Origin of the sequence: Mycetohabitans sp. B46 (genome assembly GCF_037389205.1) — a bacterium.
Lineage (GTDB): Bacteria > Pseudomonadota > Gammaproteobacteria > Burkholderiales > Burkholderiaceae > Mycetohabitans.
On the sequence record NZ_JADBGL010000002.1, the window covers coordinates 397456 to 418611 of the forward strand.

General features: G+C 60.7%; 20 protein-coding genes and 3 tRNA genes. 11 read left to right on the top strand and 12 right to left on the bottom strand.

The features are described 5' to 3' along the window. Positions 1-69 precede the first annotated feature (69 nt). The 3 genes from IHE30_RS03905 (at position 70) to IHE30_RS03915 (ending at position 1938) form a co-directional block, all read left to right on the top strand. Entirely contained in the window at positions 70-1092 is a 1023-nt protein-coding gene (locus IHE30_RS03905; protein ID WP_337688927.1) for a class 1 fructose-bisphosphatase, read from the top strand. 116 nt (positions 1093-1208) lie between these two features. Further along, positions 1209-1284: transfer RNA gene (locus tag IHE30_RS03910), tRNA-Thr, on the top strand. 507 nt (positions 1285-1791) lie between these two features. After that, a complete protein-coding gene (locus IHE30_RS03915) occupies positions 1792-1938 on the top strand; it encodes a hypothetical protein (protein ID WP_013434428.1) in 147 nt (48 codons plus the stop codon). An 81-nt stretch (positions 1939-2019) separates the two neighbouring features. Here the strand turns inward: IHE30_RS03915 and IHE30_RS03920 are convergent, their stop codons facing one another. Continuing rightward, positions 2020-3336: an exonuclease domain-containing protein gene (locus tag IHE30_RS03920; protein WP_337688928.1), complete on the bottom strand. Its 1317-nt coding sequence runs from the start codon at positions 3334-3336 to the stop codon at positions 2020-2022. Positions 3337-3522: 186 nt separating this feature from the next. Next, positions 3523-3726, bottom strand: coding sequence for a cold-shock protein (locus IHE30_RS03925; RefSeq protein ID WP_237069938.1), 204 nt, complete (start codon positions 3724-3726; stop codon positions 3523-3525). Positions 3727-5076: 1350 nt separating this feature from the next. Here IHE30_RS03925 and IHE30_RS03930 point away from each other — a divergent pair. Further along, complete coding sequence (locus tag IHE30_RS03930; RefSeq protein WP_337688931.1) at positions 5077-6183, top strand: porin; 1107 nt, start codon at positions 5077-5079, stop codon at positions 6181-6183. A gap of 135 nt (positions 6184-6318) precedes the next feature. Here the strand turns inward: IHE30_RS03930 and greB are convergent, their stop codons facing one another. Next, positions 6319-6879, bottom strand: coding sequence for a transcription elongation factor GreB (gene greB / locus IHE30_RS03935; RefSeq protein WP_337688933.1), 561 nt, complete (start codon positions 6877-6879; stop codon positions 6319-6321). 163 nt (positions 6880-7042) lie between these two features. Here greB and IHE30_RS03940 point away from each other — a divergent pair. After that, a tRNA-Arg gene (locus IHE30_RS03940) sits at positions 7043-7119 on the top strand. A gap of 159 nt (positions 7120-7278) precedes the next feature. Here IHE30_RS03940 and IHE30_RS03945 read toward each other — a convergent pair. From IHE30_RS03945 to IHE30_RS03960, 4 genes are read right to left on the bottom strand one after another with little or no spacing between them, the layout of a single operon-like run. After that, the gene (locus IHE30_RS03945; protein WP_337688935.1) at positions 7279-9747 is read right to left on the bottom strand and encodes a RelA/SpoT family protein; all 2469 of its coding nucleotides are present in this window, start codon (positions 9745-9747) and stop codon (positions 7279-7281) included. Positions 9748-9797: 50 nt separating this feature from the next. Continuing rightward, entirely contained in the window at positions 9798-10001 is a 204-nt protein-coding gene (rpoZ, locus tag IHE30_RS03950) for a DNA-directed RNA polymerase subunit omega (RefSeq protein ID WP_076785305.1), read from the bottom strand. Between the two features lie 25 nt (positions 10002-10026). After that, entirely contained in the window at positions 10027-10710 is a 684-nt protein-coding gene (gene gmk / locus IHE30_RS03955) for a guanylate kinase (protein WP_337688939.1), read from the bottom strand. 9 nt (positions 10711-10719) lie between these two features. Beyond that, positions 10720-11661 carry a YicC/YloC family endoribonuclease gene (locus tag IHE30_RS03960; RefSeq protein WP_337688941.1) on the bottom strand — a complete coding sequence of 314 codons (942 nt, stop codon included), beginning with the start codon at positions 11659-11661 and terminating at the stop codon, positions 10720-10722. A 191-nt stretch (positions 11662-11852) separates the two neighbouring features. On the opposite strand from IHE30_RS03960, the gene rph reads away from it, so the two are divergent. The 4 genes from rph to IHE30_RS03980 all read left to right on the top strand — a co-directional run bounded on the left by rph (position 11853) and on the right by IHE30_RS03980 (position 14657). Then, a complete protein-coding gene (gene rph / locus IHE30_RS03965) occupies positions 11853-12584 on the top strand; it encodes a ribonuclease PH (protein ID WP_337688943.1) in 732 nt (243 codons plus the stop codon). After that, on the top strand, positions 12581-13201 hold the full coding sequence (gene rdgB / locus IHE30_RS03970; RefSeq protein WP_337688944.1) for an RdgB/HAM1 family non-canonical purine NTP pyrophosphatase: 621 nt from the start codon (positions 12581-12583) through the stop codon (positions 13199-13201). Before rph ends, rdgB begins: the two co-directional genes overlap by 4 nt. Then, on the top strand, positions 13195-14475 hold the full coding sequence (gene hemW, locus IHE30_RS03975; protein ID WP_337688946.1) for a radical SAM family heme chaperone HemW: 1281 nt from the start codon (positions 13195-13197) through the stop codon (positions 14473-14475). The genes rdgB and hemW overlap by 7 nt, the downstream gene beginning before the upstream one ends. Before the next feature lie 94 nt (positions 14476-14569). Continuing rightward, positions 14570-14657, top strand: a tRNA-Ser gene (locus IHE30_RS03980). Positions 14658-14871: 214 nt separating this feature from the next. On the opposite strand, the gene IHE30_RS03985 is transcribed toward IHE30_RS03980, so the two are convergent. Next, a complete protein-coding gene (locus tag IHE30_RS03985) occupies positions 14872-15030 on the bottom strand; it encodes a hypothetical protein (RefSeq protein WP_337688947.1) in 159 nt (52 codons plus the stop codon). A gap of 332 nt (positions 15031-15362) precedes the next feature. Beyond that, the gene (locus tag IHE30_RS03990; protein WP_337688948.1) at positions 15363-16589 is read right to left on the bottom strand and encodes an OpgC domain-containing protein; all 1227 of its coding nucleotides are present in this window, start codon (positions 16587-16589) and stop codon (positions 15363-15365) included. 418 nt (positions 16590-17007) lie between these two features. Here IHE30_RS03990 and IHE30_RS03995 point away from each other — a divergent pair, with 418 nt between their 5' ends. Further along, positions 17008-18321 carry a chloride channel protein gene (locus IHE30_RS03995; protein ID WP_337688949.1) on the top strand — a complete coding sequence of 438 codons (1314 nt, stop codon included), beginning with the start codon at positions 17008-17010 and terminating at the stop codon, positions 18319-18321. A 74-nt stretch (positions 18322-18395) separates the two neighbouring features. Here IHE30_RS03995 and minE read toward each other — a convergent pair whose 3' ends face one another. The 3 genes from minE to minC form a co-directional block, all read right to left on the bottom strand. Next, entirely contained in the window at positions 18396-18650 is a 255-nt protein-coding gene (minE, locus tag IHE30_RS04000; RefSeq protein ID WP_013434404.1) for a cell division topological specificity factor MinE, read from the bottom strand. A gap of 9 nt (positions 18651-18659) precedes the next feature. Beyond that, the gene (gene minD, locus IHE30_RS04005; protein WP_337688950.1) at positions 18660-19475 is read right to left on the bottom strand and encodes a septum site-determining protein MinD; all 816 of its coding nucleotides are present in this window, start codon (positions 19473-19475) and stop codon (positions 18660-18662) included. 77 nt (positions 19476-19552) lie between these two features. After that, entirely contained in the window at positions 19553-20341 is a 789-nt protein-coding gene (gene minC / locus IHE30_RS04010) for a septum site-determining protein MinC (RefSeq protein WP_337688951.1), read from the bottom strand. A 166-nt stretch (positions 20342-20507) separates the two neighbouring features. Between minC and IHE30_RS04015 the strand changes: the two genes are divergently transcribed. After that, entirely contained in the window at positions 20508-21134 is a 627-nt protein-coding gene (locus tag IHE30_RS04015) for a DUF3005 domain-containing protein (RefSeq protein ID WP_337688952.1), read from the top strand. Positions 21135-21156: the final 22 nt, after the last annotated feature.

Here is a 21156-nt window from a genome sequence, read left to right on the forward strand (position 1 = left end):
GCGCGGTGCTGACGACAGTGTCCCAAGACAGCGATCGCGCCTCTCGAATAGCGTTTTTCGGAGCCCATCATGGAAGCGACCCGGCACACCTTACGCCGCACGACTCTCACCCAATACCTGATCGAACAACAGCGCGAACATAACAGCATCCCGGCCGATCTGCGGCTGCTGATCGAGGTCGTGTCGCGCGCCTGCAAGCTCATCAGCTATCACGTCAGCAAGGGTGCGCTGGGTGAGGCGCTCGGCAGCGCCGGCAGCGAGAACGTCCAAGGCGAAGTACAGAAAAAACTCGATATCCTGTCCAACGAAATCTTGCTTGAGGCCAACGAATGGGGCGGCAACCTCGCCGCGATGGCATCGGAGGAAATGGAGAGCATTCATCCGATCCCCACGTTCTTTCCCAAAGGCGAGTACCTGCTGCTGTTCGATCCGCTTGATGGCTCGTCCAACATCGACGTGAACGTGTCGATCGGCACGATCTTCTCGGTTCTGCGCTGCCCCGATGGCGCCAACCCGACCGAACAATCATTCCTGCAAAAGGGCTCGCACCAAGTAGCGGCCGGCTATGCGGTGTACGGCCCGCAAACAGTGCTCGTGCTGACCACGGGCCACGGCGTCAACTGCTTCACGCTCGATCGAGAACTCGGCTCATGGGTATTGACGCATCGCGACCTGCGCATCCCAGTGGATACGCGCGAATATGCCATCAATGCATCGAACCAGCGCCATTGGTATGCGCCGGTGCAGCGTTATGTCAGCGAGCTGACGCAGGGCGTGGACGGCCCCCGCAAGACGGACTTCAATATGCGCTGGATCGCATCGATGGTGTCGGACGTGAACCGCATCCTGCATCGCGGCGGCATCTTCATGTATCCGGCCGACAAGCGCACGCCGGACAAACCCGGCAAGCTGCGCCTCATGTACGAGGCAAATCCGATGGCGTTCATCGTCGAGCAGGCGGGTGGCGCCGCGACCAACGGCGAAAAACGGATCCTGGACATCCAGCCCAAGAGCTTGCATGAGCGCGTCGCCGTGTTCCTCGGCTCCAAGAATGAAGTGGATCGCGTGACACGGTACCACGTCGAGGGCTGAGTACGCTATTCGGGTGCGAGCGTACCTGACACCGGAGTGATGTGCAGGGAAGCTGGCACAAGGTGTCAACGGGGTTGCCAACCCCCATCATCCACTCTTATAATCTCGCTTCTGTTGCCGGTGTAGCTCAGTTGGTAGAGCAGCGCATTCGTAATGCGAAGGTCGGAAGTTCGAGTCTTCTCTCCGGCACCATGGATTCAGCCCGCAAAACTTATGTTTTGCGGGCTTTTTGTTGTGCCCTGCGCTTCGCGTGACGCGCCGCCGCCCTCCGCGGACAGGATGCGTCGCCGCTTGCTTATCCTAATGTCGCACGCATGCCACACCTCGTCTGCATGCCGCACACCGCCAGCACGACCGTCCGTTGGTCGGCCACCGCTGCGATGCGCACGATCGTCTCGCGGCACAGACGGCGTCAATATCTGGCGCCGATGCTCAGTGAAGGCCTCGGTACGGTAGCGCCCAGTCAACCACCCGCAAATCGCCAACAATGGATCATTCGCTGGACGAAAAGCGGCGCGTTGTCGCACTGTTTCCCTGCTTGATGCAATGCACGCGGATATTTTCCCGCCGCATTGTTTTCTATTAGGCTACTGTGCTGTTATAGCAACAGAAGGGAGAGAAAAACGCGTCGTGGCCACGTGGCACTAACACACGGTCGGACCCGAGGCGGATAATCGATTCACAACAAGGAGAGTCATCATGGAAGCCAAACCCACCAAGATTCCGTCGCCAGACAAGGTCGCTAGTCCAGACCCGGAACCGGTGGGCGTCGAGTTTCTCGCAGACCTGCCCGAGCACGTCCGCGCATTCTTTGACGAACAACGCAAGTCCGGCAACACGCAGTAAGGGCGCGCTACGCGCCTCGGTTCTTGTCACGTCGGTGCTATTCAGTTGCCCGCGCGTGAGCACCGCCTGCGTCCAATGCGGTTAATCGGCGACAGTCGTTTGCCATGTATTCGCCTGTCCTATCGGGCCATTGTTGTGCCAGCCGTCTTCTCGGTCACTCAGCGCCAGCTGGCAGTGGTGGCCGTCGGCCGGCGCCACGTTCGTGAGCCGCTCCACGACCAGCCCGCCCCGCGCCAACCGCTGCGCGAGAATCCGGGCAATCGCTGCATTGAAGGTTGGCTCCACAACGCCCAGCAGGCCGAGCTGAGCCATCGCGGCTTGCGCAGGCTGGACAATATCGCGTGCGCCGCTGCACGCCGCGCGGGTCTGCCGATGTGCATGGAGCAACGCACGCGCGCGATCCAAGTCGGCGGCGGATCCGAGATATTGCCACGCGTCCAGCAGATGGACGCCCTCCGCACGATCGTGGCCTGAGCGCTCAATCAATGCGATAGGTCCGCCGTAGGGCCACGGCATCGCGCCACGCGGTGGCTGCACCGTTGCTGCCACGCGACGGCCGAGCCTCGGGCGCAGCACAGCACTCCAATGCGCATCCGCCAGCAACAGCCCAACCTCGCCCACCACCGGATAGACGCGCACTTCATGCACACGCGCGGCCAGCTGCGCGTCGCGGCTCGAGCGGCGCTCGCCAAATAACTGCGTGCGCACGCGCTGCCGCAGCTTAGCGCTCTTGCCTACATACAACGGCACGCCATCGCTGTCGAACAACGCGTAGACGCCCGAGCCGGCCGGCAACGCATCGGTCATCGCGTCGGCCCCGCCCCCGCGAATCAGGCGGCGCAGCGCTGCCTCGATGGCGGGGCGTGGATGCAGGGCATGGACACGCTGCCAAAACTGCCATACCAGCTCGGCGTCGGCCAGCGCCCGATGCCGACCACACGCGCTCAAGTCTAGCCGCTGCGCGAGTGCGTCGAGCCCGTGCCGGCTTTCGTGCGGAAACAGGGCGCGGGACAGCCGCACCGTGCACAGTACGTCGGGATCGAAGCGGATGCCGATCTGATCGAACGCTTTCTTCAGGAACCCGTGATCGAAGCGCGCGTTGTGCGCGATAAACAACTTGCCATCGAGTCGGCGCGCGAGTTCAGCGGCGAGCGCCTCAAATGTCGGTGCGCCGCGGACCATCGCATCCGTGATGCCGGTCAACTGCTGCACAAATAGCGGGATGGGCTGCAGCGGATCGACCAGCGTACTCCAGCGGCGAACGCCATCACGGTCAACTTCGATCACGCCCACCTCGGTGATGCGGTCGAACCCAGGGCGCCCGCCCGTCGTCTCCAAATCCACAAACGCGAGGGGTCGTGCATCGGCATCGTGGATCAGGCTAGCAAGGTCGGTCATGGCAATGCAACAGTGGCATAAGGAACGCAAACGCGCCCATTGTCGCCTGAAACGACCGGATCCGCGCGTGTCGTCGCGCGTCGTCGTTATGCGGCGCACGGCGGGGAAAAGAAAAGCCCCGACGCGCGGAGCTTTGCGTGGCCGCCGACATTCATCAGCGGCATCGGTCCCGAATCGGGCACCGCGTCACAACGGCCGGATGTTCGCCGCTTGCTTACCCTTCGGGCCATTCTTCACTTCAAACGATACGCGCTGGCTTTCCTTCAGCGATTTGAACCCTTCCGCGCGGATTTCGGAGAAGTGTGCGAACAAGTCCTCGCCACCCGAATCCGCAGTGATAAAGCCATAGCCTTTAGCATCGTTAAACCATTTGACGATACCAGTTTCCATAAATCGTACTTCCCCTCAAGTGTTGACGTAACAAACTTCCGTTCATCTGCAGAAAATCATGAAACAAGGGTTCCCGCGTTAAGCGGCAACCTCGCATCCTGAAAATCCAGCGGTATTGTTATAAATAAAAACAGGACTGTACGTCAAGCAGAAAATATGTTGCCGCGCGATTGACACGCTTTTATCAATCTCCCGGAGAGGCCCGCCCAGTGGGCCGTCCAGGGCCGCAGTAACCGCTCAGCGTAGCCCACTCAGCGCAATCTGCAACGATGTCATGGCAGCTTCCTTTAACTGAATTGCACCAGTCGTTTTTACTTGAATCGCGGTATTAAATTATGAATTGACAGAAATTTTTACCGAATTCGTGCAACGACACGTGCAACAAATTGTAAGCGTTTACGCTGATTCTATTCCGCAGCGGTTCACGCGACTATTTATAGGAACCATTCGATGTAGCAGGGAGGAATATGATGCTGACGCCCCTTAAGCACCTTTTCGGCTGGCCACGGCATGATTCCCACTACGCTGCAGATCGGCCCAGCCCTGTGCCAACCACCGCGCCCGACCCCTCGGTCTTGCCCCGCTTCGATATGATTTGGCACGGCGATCACTGGTAAAACCTGCTGTCGGCGCCGCTCATGGATGCCCGTCATTACGTGACCGAGGATTGGATAGCCAGCGACTGGACATTGCACCGCTCGGCGAGTACCTAGCGCCGTCGCGCCTGCCTGGAATGAACCGACGGCATCGGCACCGGCTTGATGCCCGGCATTTCAGCCGCGACGACCCGGCCACCGGAGCAAGGGCACACTGGCGCGACGATGCGATGGGCGACGGCGCAAAAAAAGCGCGGTCAAGATGACCGCGCTGATAAGGTTTGGAGATCTTTTTCAGAAGAAAAAGCTGCTAGGGAAAGCAGTGGTTGCAGTATAGCCAAATCGGCGCATCCCATTGTTAATTTATTCGGCAATCATTTATTGTGGCCACCGAAACGATGGGTCGCGACTCATTAATTGCTCATTGGTTCCCTTCATTCAGCTGTCGCACAAACACAACGTCGAGCGCTCGTCCACTCTTGTCGAAATTAAGCTGAATTGCTGTTCAGCCTTGCTACATAAGGCTTTGCGGGACGCCACCAATCATTTCATGATCGTCAATATATTGTTGCAAGATTAGGAATGGTCGCATCCCGACCGGGTCTTTACACTTTGCCTTTCCAGGAAACAGGTGCGTCATTTGGCTAATCGTTTCAATGCCGCACCACTTGAAATACATGCTGCCAACTCACCGGTGGCCTCGTTTCCTCAAAGCTTGGGTAAGGTTTCCCATACGTATTTGGAGTTCACAAAGATGAAAAAGACTCTCATGGTTGCGGCCCTGTCGGGCATGTTCGCGACGGCAGCCCACGCGCAAAGCAGCGTGACGCTGTATGGCTTGATCGACGCCGGTATCACGTACACGAACAGCCAAGACGGTCGCTCGAACTGGCAGGAAACCAGCGGCTCGGTGAACGGCAGCCGTTGGGGCCTGCGTGGCGCTGAGGACCTGGGTGGTGGCTTGAAGGCGATCTTCACGCTGGAGAATGGTTTTAGCATTGGTAATGGCGCAGCGGGGCAAGATGGTCGCCTGTTCGGTCGCCAAGCCTTCGTCGGCCTTGCCTCGGATCAGTACGGCGCCGTCACGCTGGGCCGTCAATATGACTCCGTAGTCGACTATCTCGGCCCGCTGGCATTGACCGGCACGCAATACGGCGGCACGCAGTTCGCGCACCCGTTCGACAATGACAACCTGGACAACTCGTTCCGCGTCAACAATTCGGTGAAGTACCAAAGCCCGAACTTCGAAGGCTTCAAGTTCGGCGCGTTGTACGGCTTCTCGAACCAGGCGGGTAACTTCGCGAACAACCGGGCGTACAGCGTCGGCGCATCGTACAACTACGGTCCGTTGAATGTGGCGGCAGCTTACCTGCAGTTGAACAACACGCTCACCAGCGGTGTGGTGTCGAACTCGCTGGGCGCCGTCTCCTCGGACGAACAAGGTTTCACCGCCGCTGGTCGTCAGCGCACCTGGGGTGCAGGCCTGAACTATGCGTTCGGCCCGGCAACAGCAGGCTTTGTGTACACGCAAACGAAGCTGAACAATCTGTTAGGCTCCAACGACGACCTGCGCTTCAACAACTATGAAGTGAATGGCCGCTACAACCTGACGCCGGCATTGAGCGTCGCGGGTGCATACACGTACACCGACGGCAAGCTGAACGGCGAATCGCCGAAGTGGCATCAATTCAGCCTGCAAACCGCGTATGCGCTGTCCAAGCGTACCGACGTGTACCTGCAAGGTGAGTACCAAAAGGTTGTCGAAAGCAAGACCGGCTTCACCGCGACCATCAACGGCCTGGCTCCGTCGTCGTTCGACAAGCAAGTGGCTGTGACCGCTGGCCTGCGTCACCGCTTCTAAGCTTAAAGCGGACGGGACACCAGTCGTCCTGTGCACCAGCTAAAAAGGCGCCTTCGGGCGCCTTTTTTACGATCTATCACTCTGCCGCGAGCGCTGTCATGACAGCGGCCCGCGTGCAACGACACCCGCACGCACTCAATGCGCGACAGCCGGATATTGGACGTCGAGGATATCGATTTGCTCAATCCCGCCTGGGGTGTAAAGGGGCACGGTGTCCCCGATCCGCGCTTTCAACAGCGCCCGCGCAATCGGCGAAATCCAGCTAACTCGCCCCCGGTCCAGATCCACCTCATCAACGCCGACAATGGTGATCTGGTTTTCAGCGCCATTGGATGTTGCATAGTGAACCGTTGCGCCAAAGAATACCTGGTCGGTGTTTTCCTGCCGGCTGCAGTCAACGACTTCGGCTAGGTCGAGCCGCTTGGTCAAGAAACGAATGCGCCGGTCGATCTCGCGCAGACGCCGCTTGCCATAGATATAGTCGCCGTTTTCGGACCGGTCGCCGTTGGACGCGGCCCACGCTACCATGCGCACGACCTCCGGCCGCTCGACGTCGATCAACTGCAGCAACTCGTCCTTTAGGCGGCGGTAGCCCTCGGACGTCATATAGTTTTTTGCACCGGCCGGCATTTCCGGTTGCGGCAGGTCGTCATCTTGCGCCGAATCATCGCTTTCCTTCACCAATGCCTTGTTCATTGTGCAAGCTCGACTGAAACCATGGAATGTCTTTTTGACTATTATACGAACAGGCAAACACCTCATGGCCGATATCCGACGTCCACTCATTACCGGCATGCAAAAAAAATCGCGCCAGGGGCTTCACATCTTCAAAGAAGTTGCTATAATTCTACTTCTTCGCGCGGCTGTAGCTCAGTTGGATAGAGTACTTGGCTACGAACCAAGGGGTCGTGGGTTCGAATCCTGCCAGCCGCGCCACTTCTTCAAAAAAGGCCTTCCAATCGGAAGGCCTTTTTGCTTTACGTAACACGCACGGACATCGCACCGTACGAGACATCGTCCGGCGGTTCTGCGGCAACCCGTAGCACTGGGACAGTATGCCGAGAACAACCCGGGGGGGCGCAGTCCCGTTACGCGTCAATAGTCACCGCGGTCACGCTCGATGCGCATTCCACCGTCGTGCCGAGGGTGACCTTCGTCGGACGTCCGCTCACGGCCAATCCGAATCACATCGGAATTGGTCCGGGTCCGCCGGATCACATTCGCCAAATGGACCCGATCACTGACCTGGATCAGGAAGCGCAGCACCATCGACTCCTGGGCCAGATCCTCATCCATCGCCACGTGCACGATATTCGCATCGGCGGCCGTGATATCGGCGGCCACCCGGGCAAAAACACCGCGTGTGTTCTTGACCAGCACCTTGACCGCCACATCGAACAATCGTCCGGGCTGCGGCGCCCACGCAACATCGATCCAGCGACCGGGATCGCGCCGATGAATACGCTGCGCAACACGGCAATCGGTCGTATGGATCGACATGCCAAGGCCCATCCCAATGTAGCCCATGATGTCGTCGCCAGGAATCGGCCGGCAGCAAGGCGACAGTTGCACCGCCATCCCTTCCGTCCCGGTGATCAGTACCGGCGGTCCGCCGCTGGCGTGAGCTGGCGCATCGGGGCGTGAGTGCTCGTCGGCGTCCCCGTCGCGGCCACTGAGCAACAGCTCGATCCGCTTGGCGAGCACTGCTGCAACACGACGTCCCAACCCAATATCGGCGAATACTTCTTGTTGTGACTTATTGCCGGTCGAGTGCGCGATCTTGTCCCAGATCTCTGGCGTGACTTCGGCAAGTGACAGCCCATACGCCTTGAGCACCTGTTCCACGAGCCGCTCACCGAGCTGCACCGATTCGTTTAAGCGCATCGTCTTCAGGTAGTGGCGAATCGCCGAACGCGCCTTGCCGGTCCGGACAAACGCCAGCCAAGCAGGGTTCGGCTTCGAGTACGGCGCCGTGATAACCTCGACGATATCGCCACTCTTGAGTTCGGTGCGCAACGGCAACAACTCGTTGTTGATCTTGACGGCAACGCACTGGTTACCCAGATCGCTATGCACGGAATACGCGAAGTCCAGCGCCGTCGCGCCACGCGGCAGCGCCATGATCTTCGATTTGGGCGTGAACACGTAGACCGCGTCTGGAAACAGGTCGATCTTCACGTGCTCAAGAAACTCGCTAGAGTCGCCTGCCTCGCTCTGGATGTCGAGCAGTGACTTGAGCCACTGATGCGCCCGCTTTTGTACGTCGTTCAAATCCGCGCTGCCGTTCTTGTACATCCAATGTGCCGCAACGCCCGCCTCGGCAATTTCATGCATCTTCAGTGTGCGGATTTGGAACTCGATGGGCGTGCCGAATGGGCCAACCAGCGTGGTATGCAATGACTGGTATCCGTTGACCTTCGGTATCGCAATGTAGTCCTTGAACTTGCCCGGCACCGGCTTGTACAACGAATGCAGTACACCGACCGTCATATAGCATGACATCGGCGTGTCGACGACCACGCGAAAACCGTACACGTCGAGCACTTGCGAGAACGACAACTGCTTGTCGCGCATCTTTCGATAGATGCTGTAAATCGTTTTTTCACGCCCGGTCACGTCAGCATCGATCTTCGCGTCGGCCAGCGAACGCTGCACCGCCTCGAGGATTTTGCCAACCACCTCCCGCCGGTTGCCGCGCGCCGCCTTGACAGCCTTCTCGAGGGTCGCATACCGGCGTGGATTGAAATTCGCGAAACTGAGCTCCTGTAGCTCACGATACGTATTGTTGAGGCCGAGCCGATGCGCAATCGGTGCGTAAATATCGATCGTCTCGCGTGCCACCCGCCGGCGCTTCTCCGGCGGCACTGCACCAAGCGTGCGCATATTGTGCCGCCGGTCAGCAAGCTTGATCAGGATGACGCGCACGTCCCGCGCCATCGCAAGCAACATCTTACGGAAATTCTCCGCCTGCGCCTCTTCGCGGTTGCGGAACTCCATCTTGTCCAATTTGGACAGCCCGTCAACCAGTTCAGCCACCTTCGGCCCGAAACGCTCAGCCAGTTCCGCCTTCGTGACGCCCTGGTCCTCCATCACGTCATGCAGCAACGCGGCCATGATCGACTGCGAGTCCAGCTTCCAGCCGGCGCAGATCTCGGCCACCGCCACCGGGTGCGTGATGTACGGCTCGCCGCTTTGCCGGTATTGGCCCAGGTGGGCCTCGTCACTGAAGTGAAACGCGGCCTTGATCTCCTTGATCTCGGCCGGCGTCATGTATGCGCCCAACTCTTCGGTTAGTTTCGCGATCGATACGACTTCGTGCTTACGTGGCTGCTCAGGCGTGGCAGTCGGCCCGAACAAGTGCCGAAACGATTGTTCGAGCACCGCATCGATGTACGCGCGTGCAGACGACGTTTTGGTCGCCACGCCCGCGCCGCCCGCAGCGTCCGCACCGGTCGGCGACGTGGACGGGCGTTTCGCCCCGGCCTGCGGGCGCCGTGCCGCGGCCTCGTCAGCCGCGCGCGCAGCGCACGACAACGTGGAGGCGTGCGATGGATTGGAACTCATTTGCGCCTCCAGGTCTGTTGCGTTGTGTCGTCACATGGCGGGCGTGCCGGTCAGACCGGCACTTTCTTCAACATCTCGATGCCGACCTTTCCTTCGGCAATCTCGCGCAGCGCGAGTACCGTCGGCTTATCCTTGCTTTCAATCTTCGGTGTGTGGCCCTGCGCGAGTTGGCGCGCACGATACGTCGCCGCAAGCGCAAGCTCGAAGCGGTTCGGGATATTTTCCAGGCAGTCTTCGACGGTAATGCGAGCCATATTGGAATTCCTTGTTGCTATAAATCTATTTTAACTCACCGCGCGATCCATCCGCCTGCGATGAATGAATACCCAGCTCGACGAACAGCTTCTCGTGGCGCGCACGCTGCGATGCAAAACGCAGCCGTGTGGCGGCAACCACGGTCTGCATTTCGGTCAACGCACGATCGAAATGCTCGTTGATCAATACATATTCGAATTCGGGCGCATGCGCGATTTCGCTGCCGGCAGCCAGCAGCCGGCGCACAATCACGTTCGGCTCGTCCTGCCCACGCTTGCGCAGACGCTCCTCGAGCGCATCGAGCGACGGCGGCAGAATGAAGATGCCGACCGCGTTTCGAAACTGCTTGCGCACCTGCTGCGCACCCTGCCAATCGATTTCGAGCAGCACGTCTACGCCACGCTTCATTTGCTCTTCGATCCACAGGCGTGACGTGCCATAGTAGTTGCCATGGACTTCGGCACTCTCGAGGAATTCACCCCGGGCATGGCGCTCGAGGAAGTCGGACGCCGGGATGAAATGATACTGAACGCCGTCCGTCTCGTTCGGCCGTGGCGCTCGGGTGGTATACGATACCGACAGCCGGATCGACGGGTCACACGCCAATAGCGCGTTAACCAACGTGGACTTGCCCGCGCCGGACGGCGCAACCACCATGAATAAGTTACCGGGATACTCTCCGGCGTAGGGATTGCGATTGTTCGTCATCGTGTTGGACTATTCTAAATTCTGAACCTGCTCGCGCATCTGCTCGATCAGCAACTTCAGCGTCATCGACGCATCGGCCAACTCTTTCGCCGCGGCCTTGGACCCTAGCGTGTTCGCTTCCCGGTTCAGTTCCTGCATCATGAAATCGAGCCGCTTGCCCACCCGGCCTCCCTTTTCAATCACGTGGCGCGTCTCGGCCAAATGCGCACCCAGCCGCGACAGCTCCTCGGCGATGTCGATCCGGATGCCATACATCGTCACCTCTTGGCGGATCCGTTCAGCGATTTCCTCACGCGAGACGAGTTGTGGCGAGCCATCCGACGCCGCCACACCGAGTGCTGCTTGCAGCCGCTCGACAATCTTTTGCTGATGACGCGCGACCAGCTCGGGCACCAACGGCGTAATACGGGTGACGATCGCCTCCATCTCGGTCACGTTGGCCAACAGCATCGTGGCCAATTGCGCCCCTTCGCGGCCGCGCACGTTGACCAGCTCGTCCACGGCCTGCTTACCGCATGCCAGCACTGCGTCGCGCAGCAATGCGGCCGACAGGCCGCTATCGGCGATTACGCCGGGCCAGCGCAGGATTTCACCAGTGCGCAGGCCACCCGCGCCGGGAAACACATCGAGCACGGAGCGCTCCAGGACCGCCAATTGCCGCAGCGCGTCGCGATTGAGCGACCCGGCCAGCGCCACCTGCTCGCTGCGTTGCACGTTGATACGGATATCGACCTTGCCGCGCGAGAGGCGATTCATCAGCATTTCACGCAACGTCGGCTCGCACGTGCGCACCTCTTCAGGCATGCGGAAATTCAGGTCGAGAAACCGCGAATTCACGGTGCGCAACTCGACCGATACGCTGGCAGTATGGGTACTGCCGCCGACTTCGGATGCGCCGTCGACGACCAGTTCCCGCGTTACGCTCGCATAGCCCGTCATGCTGTAGATCATTGTGCGTCTCGCGAAAAGTTCCGATAAAACGATGATTATCGCACTGAACGCCTACCTGTCCCCGGCAACGGCAGCCGGCATGGATGGAACGCATCCGGCTCACCGAGGACAATGCGCGTTTAGCGCTAAGATGCGGGTTTCGGGTCGGCGCAGCTGACCTCCAACCGCATCCACTTTCCGACTGTTCCAATATGAAAGTCCCGACTTCGCGGCCCAGCGGCCGCGCCGCCGACGCACTGCGAGACGTGTGCATCACGCGCCACTATACGAAGCATGCCGAAGGTTCCGTGTTAATCGAATGCGGCGACACGAAAGTGATCTGCACCGCCAGCGTGCTGGAAAAAGTGCCCGAATTCCTGCGCGATCGCGGACGCGGCTGGCTCACCGCCGAGTACGGCATGCTGCCGCGCGCGACGCACACGCGCAGCGATCGCGAGGCGGCGCGTGGCAAGCAGACCGGCCGCACGCAAGAAATCCAGCGACTCATCGGTCGTGCGCTGCGCGCGGTGTTCGACTTGGAGCAATTAGGCCCGCGCACGCTGCATATCGACTGCGACGTGATTCAGGCCGACGGTGGCACACGTTGTGCAAGCATCACGGGGGCATTCATCGCCGCACACGATGCGGTGGACACGCTACTGGCGCACGGCAAGCTCACCGCGACGCCGATCCTCGATCACGTCGCGGCGGTGTCGGTCGGCATCCACGGCGCGACGCCGGTGCTCGATCTGGACTACGCGGAAGACTCGCGTTGCGACACCGACATGAATGTGGTGATGACCGGGGCCGGCCGCTTTGTCGAGGTGCAGGGCACGGCCGAAGGCCAACCGTTCAGCCGCGACGAGATGAACACCCTGCTCGATCTGGCCGAATCCGGCATCACGCGACTGATCGAGTTGCAGAAAAAGGCATTGCAGTCATGAGCGGCCGCCTCGGACCTGCGCTGTCGCGCATCGTGCTGGCGTCGAACAATCCTGGCAAGCTGCGCGAATTTTCTGCGCTGAACGCGCTTGGCATCGATCTTGTGCCGCAGCACGAATTGCGCGTGAGCGAGGCGCCTGAGCCCCATCCAACGTTCATCGAGAACGCACTGGAAAAAGCGCGCCATGCGGCACGCGTCACCGGCTTGCCCGCGCTCGCCGACGATTCGGGGCTATGCGTGCATGCGTTGGGTGGTGCCCCGGGCGTCTATTCAGCCCGCTATGCGCAATGGGCCGGTGGCGAAAAATCCGATATGGCCAACAACGCACGCCTGCTCGACGTGTTGCGTGCGCATGCCGACCGGCGCGCCTACTACTATTGCGTGCTGGTGCTGGTGCGCCATGTCGACGATCCCGAGCCGTTGATCGCCGACGGTCGCTGGCACGGCGAAATCCTTACCGAGCCCCGCGGCGAGCACGGTTTCGGCTACGACCCACTGTTCTATGTCCCCGCGCTGCAAGCAAGCGCCGCCCAGTTGCAGCCGGAAGTGAAGAACGCCCATAGCCATCGCGCGCTGGCGTTGGTAGAGTTAATCCGTCGATTGAAGGACGCATGGTGAATCATCCCATAGCGGGACGCGCACCCGCACATTTCTCACCGCTCGCGCACGCCAACGCGCCGGGATCGGGCGGCACGGTGTCCGCGTTCATTGCGCCGGGACGCATCCGGCTCACCGCACTGCCACCGCTGTCCCTGTACGTGCATTTTCCATGGTGCGTGCGCAAGTGCCCGTATTGCGACTTCAATTCGCACGCGTTCACGCGCGGCCCAAACGGCACACAGTTTCCTGAAGCCGAGTATCTGGACGCGCTACGTGCCGACCTAGAAGCGGCGTTGCCGTTGATCTGGGGACGGCCGGTCCATACCGTGTTCATCGGCGGTGGGACGCCGAGCCTGCTGTCGGCACAGGCGATTGACCGGCTGTTGTCAGACCTACGCGCGTTGCTGCCACTGGACGCAGATGCGGAAATCACGCTCGAGGCGAATCCCGGCACGTTCGAAGCGGCCAAGTTCGCGAGCTTTCACAGCAGCGGCATCAACCGGCTCTCGATCGGCATCCAAAGCTTTAACGACGCTCACTTGCAGGCACTGGGCCGCATTCATAACGCGGCCCAGGCCCGCCGCGCGATAGAGATTGCGCGCTCGAGCTTCGATAACTTCAATTTGGACTTGATGTTTGCGCTGCCGGGCCAGACACTGGCGCAATGCCAGGCAGACGTGGAGACCGCGCTGTCATTCGCGCCGTCCCATTTGTCGCTGTACCACCTCACGCTGGAGCCGAACACCTATTTCCACAAGTATCCCCCTGCGCTGCCCGACGACGACACGTCGGCCGACATGCAGGAGTGGATCCATGCGCGCACACGTGAAGCCGGCTACCACCGCTACGAAGTCTCAGCGTACGCTAGAGCGAACCGGCAAAGCCGGCACAACCTGAATTACTGGCAATTCGGCGACTATCTGGGCATCGGCGCAGGCGCGCATTCGAAACTGTCCTTTCCGGAACGGATTGTGCGACAGATGCGCCACAAACACCCCGCCACCTATCTGGCGCAGACCGCCGCGGGCGCACCAATCCAGGAACAGCACGAAGTCGGGGTGCACGATCTGCCGTTCGAATTCATGCTCAATGCGCTGCGGCTGACCCAGGGCTTCCCGGTGCACCGTTTCATTGAGCGGACCGGGCTGACGATGACATCGATTGAGCCCGCCCTTGCGCAAGCCGAACACCGTGGCTTGATCCGCCGCGATCATGCGAGTATCGCGCCGACGCCGCTCGGCCAGCGTTTCCTGAACGACTTGCAGGCATTATTTCTAAAGAATGACGTGTGATTCTGAAGGAGGATGCGTGAACCGGCGCGCATCGCCTATCTTGGCGACATGGAACGGCATGCGCCCAGCAAATCGGCTACAATACTGCGTTCCGGGAAGCGTGGCCGAGTGGTTTAAGGCACTGGTCTTGAAAACCAGCGACGGGCAACCGTCCGTGAGTTCGAATCTCACCGCTTCCGCCAACCTCATTCTCAATCCCTTGATTTAAAAGGGTTTCAAAAAAGTCGAAGGCTTGTAACTTGGCTTGTGCAAGCAAAACGGCGCCTCCAACCCCAATCAGCCTGGCGACATTCGACCCCACGATTCAGCTGTGCGATAGGCTGCGCGAGGTCGGCCTGCACCGAGCCTGCGGCTTAATGCCAGCCCGCCTGCTGACACAGCCACCGGCGCCAATCGTCAGCCGACCGGCAATTCCCCTTCGCCCGGCGCCTTGCCGGGCTGGTCATGCGGCGCCTGCTTGCGGTCACTGTCGTGACGCTCTGGCATCCTGCTCTTTTCGTTGTCGCTATGACGCGCGGGTGTCGGATGTTTCGTCGGCGCATCGTTTTCCATCATGGCTTCTCCCGATTGCGGAACGGCGCGCACCGTCCATCATGTAGCTAACCTGTAGCAAGCGCCACGCCCGCCAGCACGAATGCGCGCCACTACGCATGCGCGTGCATTCCCGCGCACCGATGACAGGGACGCGGACCGCGACGCTCAAGGTGCCGTCAGTCCAAAGTACCCTCATGCTCACATCGCGCCACACGGTCTGCCGCTCGACGGCAGTCTCTTCTTCCTGCCGGCCACTGCCTCGACGATGTCGGCATGCAAGATGAGGGTCGCCCGGCCACGACCAAGCCAATGCAGGCCCGGTCAAGGCAACCGGTCTGCAACGGAGGCTGCGCTCATTGGTCGTGGTGTCCTTCGCGGTGGACGTACGCCGGCATGGGTTGAGCGGGTGGTGTAGTGGGTGTGGGTCGGATACCGGGCGGCATCGTCGACGTCTGTCCAGGCCGTGACACGGCGGGCCCGCCGCGCGTGGCCACCGCGCGCCGCTTCAGCGCGCGGGCCAGCCGCGCCGTGGCGATTACCGCGCCGATCGCCAGCGCATCGCCGCATAGTCCCGCGACGAACGGCATCCGGTGCGGGCCGCTGACCCGCAGCGCCGTATCGATGACGATTGATATGAACGCGCCGGCCACAAAGCACGGCATCCCTTGCTGTCCGACGTTGACGACGTCCCGCATCCGGCTGGCCAGTGCGCGAAGCCAGCCGCGCTGGACCGCGACGGCCACCGGCCACGCCAACGCGGCAAAGCTGACGACTCGCAACGGCGCAAGGTTCTGTTTCATGATGCCCGGCATCGGCTGAGTTTGCGCCACCAGCTTAAAGAACGCAAAACCGAGCGCGATGCCGATGGCGAGCTGCGTCAATCCGCGAGCCATGCACGACGCATGGAACGCTGTGGGTACCGGATGCAGCCGTGCTAGCATCCCGCAAACAAACATGAATTGCCACGCAAAAGGATTGAATCCCCAGCCGCCTGCCCTGGCGTTGGGCAACAGCGGCCCCAGCACTGGCGCGAACAGCCATATCACGAGGCTACCGAATAACGTGACAACGGGTGCACGGCGTACGTAGGGCACCGCAACGCCGGCGCCAAGCGCAAAGAATGCGTACATCGGCAGCACGGCGGCCAAATATGGCTGGTGCCGAAACAACGCAATGTCACAGATCATCGACCACGGCTGCGCCGCGAACAACGGCCATTCGCTCTCGGCGAGCATCGGCGTGCGCAAGCGCAGCGCGGCGATCATCGCGCCCGATGCAAGCATCAACGCCGCAGTCAGCCAATAAGCGCGATAGATTTGCACACTGCGCGACAAAAAGCGCATAGTCGCGGCCCGCCCCCCTCGGTTCGCCTCGATCGCCGTATAGGCCGCGGCTGACGCATAGCCGCCCAAGAACACGAACACTTCCGCGGCATCACAAAACGCGTAGTTATGCAGCATGAACTTGGCAAGCGAGCTGCCGTAGATGTGATCAAGCGCGATCACAATCAGTACCACGCCCCGAAGAAAATCGACCTCGATCGAGCGTCGTATAGGCGTCGTTCGTATCGGCGTCGTCATTCACCGCCCCTGCATTGCCGTCACCAATGCCGTGCTCCATTGTCCAGTTTACGTCGTGGAGTCGGATCGGCCGGAAAGATTCCAGGAACATTTTGGATCGCGCAGGAACACTGCGTTTAATGAAACAGTCGTGCGGGTGGGCCACCGATAAAGGTTCTCCGCCCACTCCGGCAGAATCACAGCAGAGGAAAAAGCCAATCGTCGACATACGATCAATACCACGTGGTGTCCTGCCTCCCGAACTCGATAGCCTACGTTTTTTACACTGGGCACGCCGGAGCTTCGGTACAGCCCAGTTTGATGAGCATGGATCGGACACGGCGAGCCGCGCAGCCCCCATCACGCTGCAGATACGCGGTCAATGCAGCGCGGTATACTGGATAAATTCGCTGCACGCACATTGCCCGCTATCGGACCAATGAATAAGAAAACCGCGCGCCGCGCGCGCAGATTGTGGCTGCACTACGGTGTGTTCTGGTCAGGCGCGATCGCAGTCGGTTTGCTCGCGGTGCTGTATGCGTGGCTGATCGATTTTGGCTACGGCCTGTTCCGCGTCGGCTTCGATCGTCATCCATGGCTCGTGCTGATCGTCACGCCCGCGGTAGGCGCGCTGTGCGTGGCGTTGACGCGGCGCTTCTTTCGCGGCACGGAAGGCAGCGGCATTCCGCAAGTAGTCGCCACGCTGCACGGCGATACCGCTACGCTAGGAGCGCGCCTGCTCACGCTCCGCCTGCTGGCTGGCAAGGTACTCGTGTCGTTCGTGGCGATACTGGGGGGCTTCACGATAGGACGCGAAGGACCAACCGTTCAGGTCGGCGCTGCACTGATGTTCAGCCTGCGCCACTTCTACCCGGAGCGCGTGCAACGGCTGGCGGGTGTCGCGCTGCAACGCCGGTTGGTTTTGGCGGGCGCAGCGGCAGGACTGTCGGCCGCGTTCAATACACCGCTGGCCGGAATCGTATTCGCTATCGAGGAACTGACGCGCAGCTTCGAGTCGCGCGCGAGCGGCGTGCTAATTACCGCGATCATCTTTGCCGGCGTCATCGCGCTCGGCCTCAACGGAAACTACACGTATTTCGGCACCATCGACACCGGCGTGCATTTTTCACGACTACTAGCGCTGGCAGCCGTCCTGACCGGCGTCGTCTACGGTATCGCGGGAGGCTTGTTCAGTTGGCTGTTGCTCAATACACGGCGCTGGCTACCCGCCCCCCTGCGTGAGCTACAATCGCATCGACCGGTGCTGTTCGGCGCGCTGTGCGGACTCGCCGTCGCGGCGTTGGGTCTCGCCTCGTCAGGTCATACGTTCGGCAGCGGCTATGCTGAAGCCCGCGCGCTGCTGGAGGAACACACGCAGCTATCCGTGCTCTATCCACTCGTGAAGATGGCGTCGATGATCGGTTCGTACCTGCCCGGCATACCGGGCGGCATATTCGCGCCGACGCTGTCGATCGGTGCGGGCATCGGTAACGTTATGCACCTGGTATTCGTGCATACCCCGCTACCCGTGCTGATTGCGCTGGCGATGGTGGGCTATCTGGCCGGGGTCACGCAAAGCCCGATTACCGCCTTTGTGATTGTCATCGAGATGATCAATGGCCACGCGCTCGTGATCTCGTTGATGGCCACCGCGTTAATTGCGGCACGCGTGTCCCGGTTCTTCGCGCCACCGCTGTACGATGCGCTGTCCACGCGTTTTGGGCATGCAACGCCGCCCCACACGGCACGCTGAGCCTGCACCGCACGCCGGCGGATACGCACCCACCATGCGCGGGCCGCGTGCGGCGCGACGCCCGACCTGTACGATCAAGGCTGCGGAATCTCGATCTTGACCTCGAGCACCTCGAGATCGTCTTGCCGCTCGAGATGAACCCTGATGTCGTCGTTTGAGATCTTCACGTACTTTGAGATCACCGCGACAAGCTCACGTTGCAGCGCCGGCAAATAATCGGCCGGCGCCCGTCCGGCCGCACGCTCATGAGCGATGATCAGTTGCAAGCGCTCCTTCGCAACCGACGCGGACTTGCGTTTCTCACCGAGCAAAAAAGAAAGAATCGACATTTTCCCCCCTTACTTGCTGCCGAACAGACGTTGCAACAAGCCCGGCTTTTGGTAATCAATGTACCGCAGCGGCTTTTGCTCCCCAAGAAAACGCGCGATCACGTCCTTGTATGACTCGGCCACGTCGGTCCCGTCCAAATGCACCGCCGGCACGCCCTGGTTCGACGCATGCAGCACCGATTCGGATTCCGGAATCACGCCAATCAACGGGATCCGCAGAATCTCTTGGATGTCATCCAGCGACAGCATCTCACCTTCGCTAACCCGCTTTGGGTTATAGCGTGTGATCAGCAAATGCTCCTTGATCGGTTCCTTGCCCTCGATCGCGCGGCGCGTCTTGGATGCCAGGATCCCGAGGATGCGGTCCGAGTCCCGAACCGACGATACCTCGGGGTTCGTGACGATCAGCGCTTCATCCGCGAAGTGCATCGCCATCAACGCACCAGACTCGATGCCGGCCGGCGAGTCGCAAACGATGTACTCAAAGTCCATTTCGATCAAGTCGTTGATGACCTTCTCGACGCCCTCCAGCGTCAACGCCTCCTTGTCGCGCGTCTGCGATGCGGGCAGGATGTACAACTGCTCGCACTTCTTGTCCTTGATCAATCCCTGGTGCAAGTTCGCTTCACCCTGAATCACGTTGATCAAATCGTACACGACACGACGCTCACAGCCCATGATGAGATCGAGATTACGCAAGCCGACGTCGAAATCGATGACGGCCGTCTTGTGCCCGCGCAGCGCGAGTCCGGACGCAAAGCTTGCGCTCGTCGTCGTCTTGCCAACCCCGCCCTTGCCCGAAGTCACCACAATGATTTTTGCCATACCGTTACCTTGTATTCGTCAATGTGCTCCGCCACTATCGGGGCGGATGTCTTCCTGTCTTCTAATACGAATTGCCACTACGTCAACCGCAGCGGCTCGATGATCAACTTCTCGTCCGCCAACCGGATCTGTACCGACTTGCCAAGCACATCGGGCCCGAGTGGCGTCTCGGTGGTCCGGTAGATGCCGGCGATTGAGATCAACTCCGGCTCCAGGCACGTGCAAAAGATCCGCGCACCGTGGTTGCCATGCACGCCCGCTAGTGCGCGTCCACGCAGCGGCGCATAAATGTGGATGTTGCCCTCGGCAATCACTTCCGCGCCGTAGCTGACCAAGCCCAACACCACGAGGTCGCCCTTTGCATAGACCTGCTGCCCCGAACGCAGCGGCTTGTCGATCACCCGTGTCGCACGGCCGCTGCCCCGCTCGGTGTCGGCTGCAGCATCGCCCTGGGGCTGGGCCATCATGTCGCACGACGTAGCCTGCGGCACCGTCGAGGCGGCCTGTGGCGACGTCCCGGCCGCGGGCTCGTCGCTGCGTGCCGCACGCCGCTCAGATGACTCGACGAACGGCAGTGCATCGAGTTGCGCCCACGGCCGTTGTGCGTCGTTTGCGACGATGCCGGCCGGATGCATTCGGAATGCCTTCAGCATCTCGGCCACTTCTGCGACCGGCACGCGCCGGTCCACCGGCAAGCGCCGCAGGTCGATCGCCACCACGTCGTTGGCAAAAAACTCTGGTGTCGCGTCGAAGCGTCGACTCAGTTCAGCACGCATCTCGGCCAGGTCGGTCGTCTTCACGACGAACAGAAGCGTGTCCAGCGTACCGCTGCGCAGTTCGAAAAAGGGCGATTTCTTGGCCGACATAGAAGATTGCAAAAAATTTGCCCTATTTTACAGTCCTACGAGGCCACGCCGCGAAAGATTGGCCGCATTTGCCCTAAAAGATGGCGTGACGGCTCGTGGCTTCGCTGACTGTAGTGGAACGAGGCTTGCTACATGCCGAGGATGATCATTCGATGGGAGCGATCCAATGGACTCGACAGACAAAAACCCGCCCCAGCCCGAGCAACGACGCCAGGCAGCCGAAAGCCCGTTGAAAAAGCCAGAGACTGAAACGGCGCGCGCACAAGTGAACGACATCGAGCGCGCGTCGAGCGGCAAAGAAGCCGGGTTGGGCCAATCCACGTCGTCGCCCGGTGCGACGTCATGCGAGCCCGCAGGCATCGACGGCCGCGCAGACCCCGTCCAGTTGGCTCATCCACGCGGCACCGACCTACGCAACAACGATGCCACCGATAACACGGTGGACACCGATGGCAAGAGCGCAGAGGCGAAGAAGACAGGCCAAAACATCCAAGCCATTGTGTCGCAGGCCACACTGGACAACGCTGTCCCCACGCCGGCCCGCGGACTTGGCGGCTTCGACAGCCGTATCGGTGGCGAATTGCCGCTCATTGCGCTGCGCGATAACTACGAGCTGGTGGACCATGGCGTTGTAGCACCAGTCGAAGCGCCCCACCCGGCGCTCGAGTCGGCGATGACCGATCGAGAGTCGCTTGCCACCGCGGCCGCAGCGCGCGGCGAATCGTACGCTGCCCATCGGCTTCGGCCCGAACGCCTAATTGAAATCCGCCTGCGCAGCGGCGCAAGACACTGACGGCAGCTCAAGCCGGGCAGGA

Excerpts from the sequence above, each read along its gene's own strand:
- minD (WP_337688950.1), bottom strand. The coding sequence starts at position 19,475 with ATGGCAAAAATCATTGTGGTGACTTCGGGCAAGGGCGGGGTTGGCAAG.
- IHE30_RS03960 (WP_337688941.1), bottom strand. The coding sequence starts at position 11,661 with ATGATCTACAGCATGACGGGCTATGCGAGCGTAACGCGGGAACTGGTC.
- IHE30_RS03920 (WP_337688928.1), bottom strand. The coding sequence starts at position 3,336 with ATGACCGACCTTGCTAGCCTGATCCACGATGCCGATGCACGACCCCTC.
- IHE30_RS03925 (WP_237069938.1), bottom strand. The coding sequence starts at position 3,726 with ATGGAAACTGGTATCGTCAAATGGTTTAACGATGCTAAAGGCTATGGC.
- IHE30_RS03990 (WP_337688948.1), bottom strand. The coding sequence starts at position 16,589 with ATGACGACGCCGATACGAACGACGCCTATACGACGCTCGATCGAGGTC.
- IHE30_RS03995 (WP_337688949.1), top strand. The coding sequence starts at position 17,008 with ATGAATAAGAAAACCGCGCGCCGCGCGCGCAGATTGTGGCTGCACTAC.
- rph (WP_337688943.1), top strand. The coding sequence starts at position 11,853 with ATGAAAGTCCCGACTTCGCGGCCCAGCGGCCGCGCCGCCGACGCACTG.
- hemW (WP_337688946.1), top strand. The coding sequence starts at position 13,195 with ATGGTGAATCATCCCATAGCGGGACGCGCACCCGCACATTTCTCACCG.
- IHE30_RS03945 (WP_337688935.1), bottom strand. The coding sequence starts at position 9,747 with ATGAGTTCCAATCCATCGCACGCCTCCACGTTGTCGTGCGCTGCGCGC.
- rpoZ (WP_076785305.1), bottom strand. The coding sequence starts at position 10,001 with ATGGCTCGCATTACCGTCGAAGACTGCCTGGAAAATATCCCGAACCGC.
- minE (WP_013434404.1), bottom strand. The coding sequence starts at position 18,650 with ATGTCGATTCTTTCTTTTTTGCTCGGTGAGAAACGCAAGTCCGCGTCG.
- rdgB (WP_337688944.1), top strand. The coding sequence starts at position 12,581 with ATGAGCGGCCGCCTCGGACCTGCGCTGTCGCGCATCGTGCTGGCGTCG.
- minC (WP_337688951.1), bottom strand. The coding sequence starts at position 20,341 with ATGTCGGCCAAGAAATCGCCCTTTTTCGAACTGCGCAGCGGTACGCTG.
- IHE30_RS04015 (WP_337688952.1), top strand. The coding sequence starts at position 20,508 with ATGGACTCGACAGACAAAAACCCGCCCCAGCCCGAGCAACGACGCCAG.
- IHE30_RS03915 (WP_013434428.1), top strand. The coding sequence starts at position 1,792 with ATGGAAGCCAAACCCACCAAGATTCCGTCGCCAGACAAGGTCGCTAGT.
- IHE30_RS03905 (WP_337688927.1), top strand. The coding sequence starts at position 70 with ATGGAAGCGACCCGGCACACCTTACGCCGCACGACTCTCACCCAATAC.
- greB (WP_337688933.1), bottom strand. The coding sequence starts at position 6,879 with ATGAACAAGGCATTGGTGAAGGAAAGCGATGATTCGGCGCAAGATGAC.
- IHE30_RS03930 (WP_337688931.1), top strand. The coding sequence starts at position 5,077 with ATGAAAAAGACTCTCATGGTTGCGGCCCTGTCGGGCATGTTCGCGACG.
- IHE30_RS03985 (WP_337688947.1), bottom strand. The coding sequence starts at position 15,030 with ATGATGGAAAACGATGCGCCGACGAAACATCCGACACCCGCGCGTCAT.
- gmk (WP_337688939.1), bottom strand. The coding sequence starts at position 10,710 with ATGACGAACAATCGCAATCCCTACGCCGGAGAGTATCCCGGTAACTTA.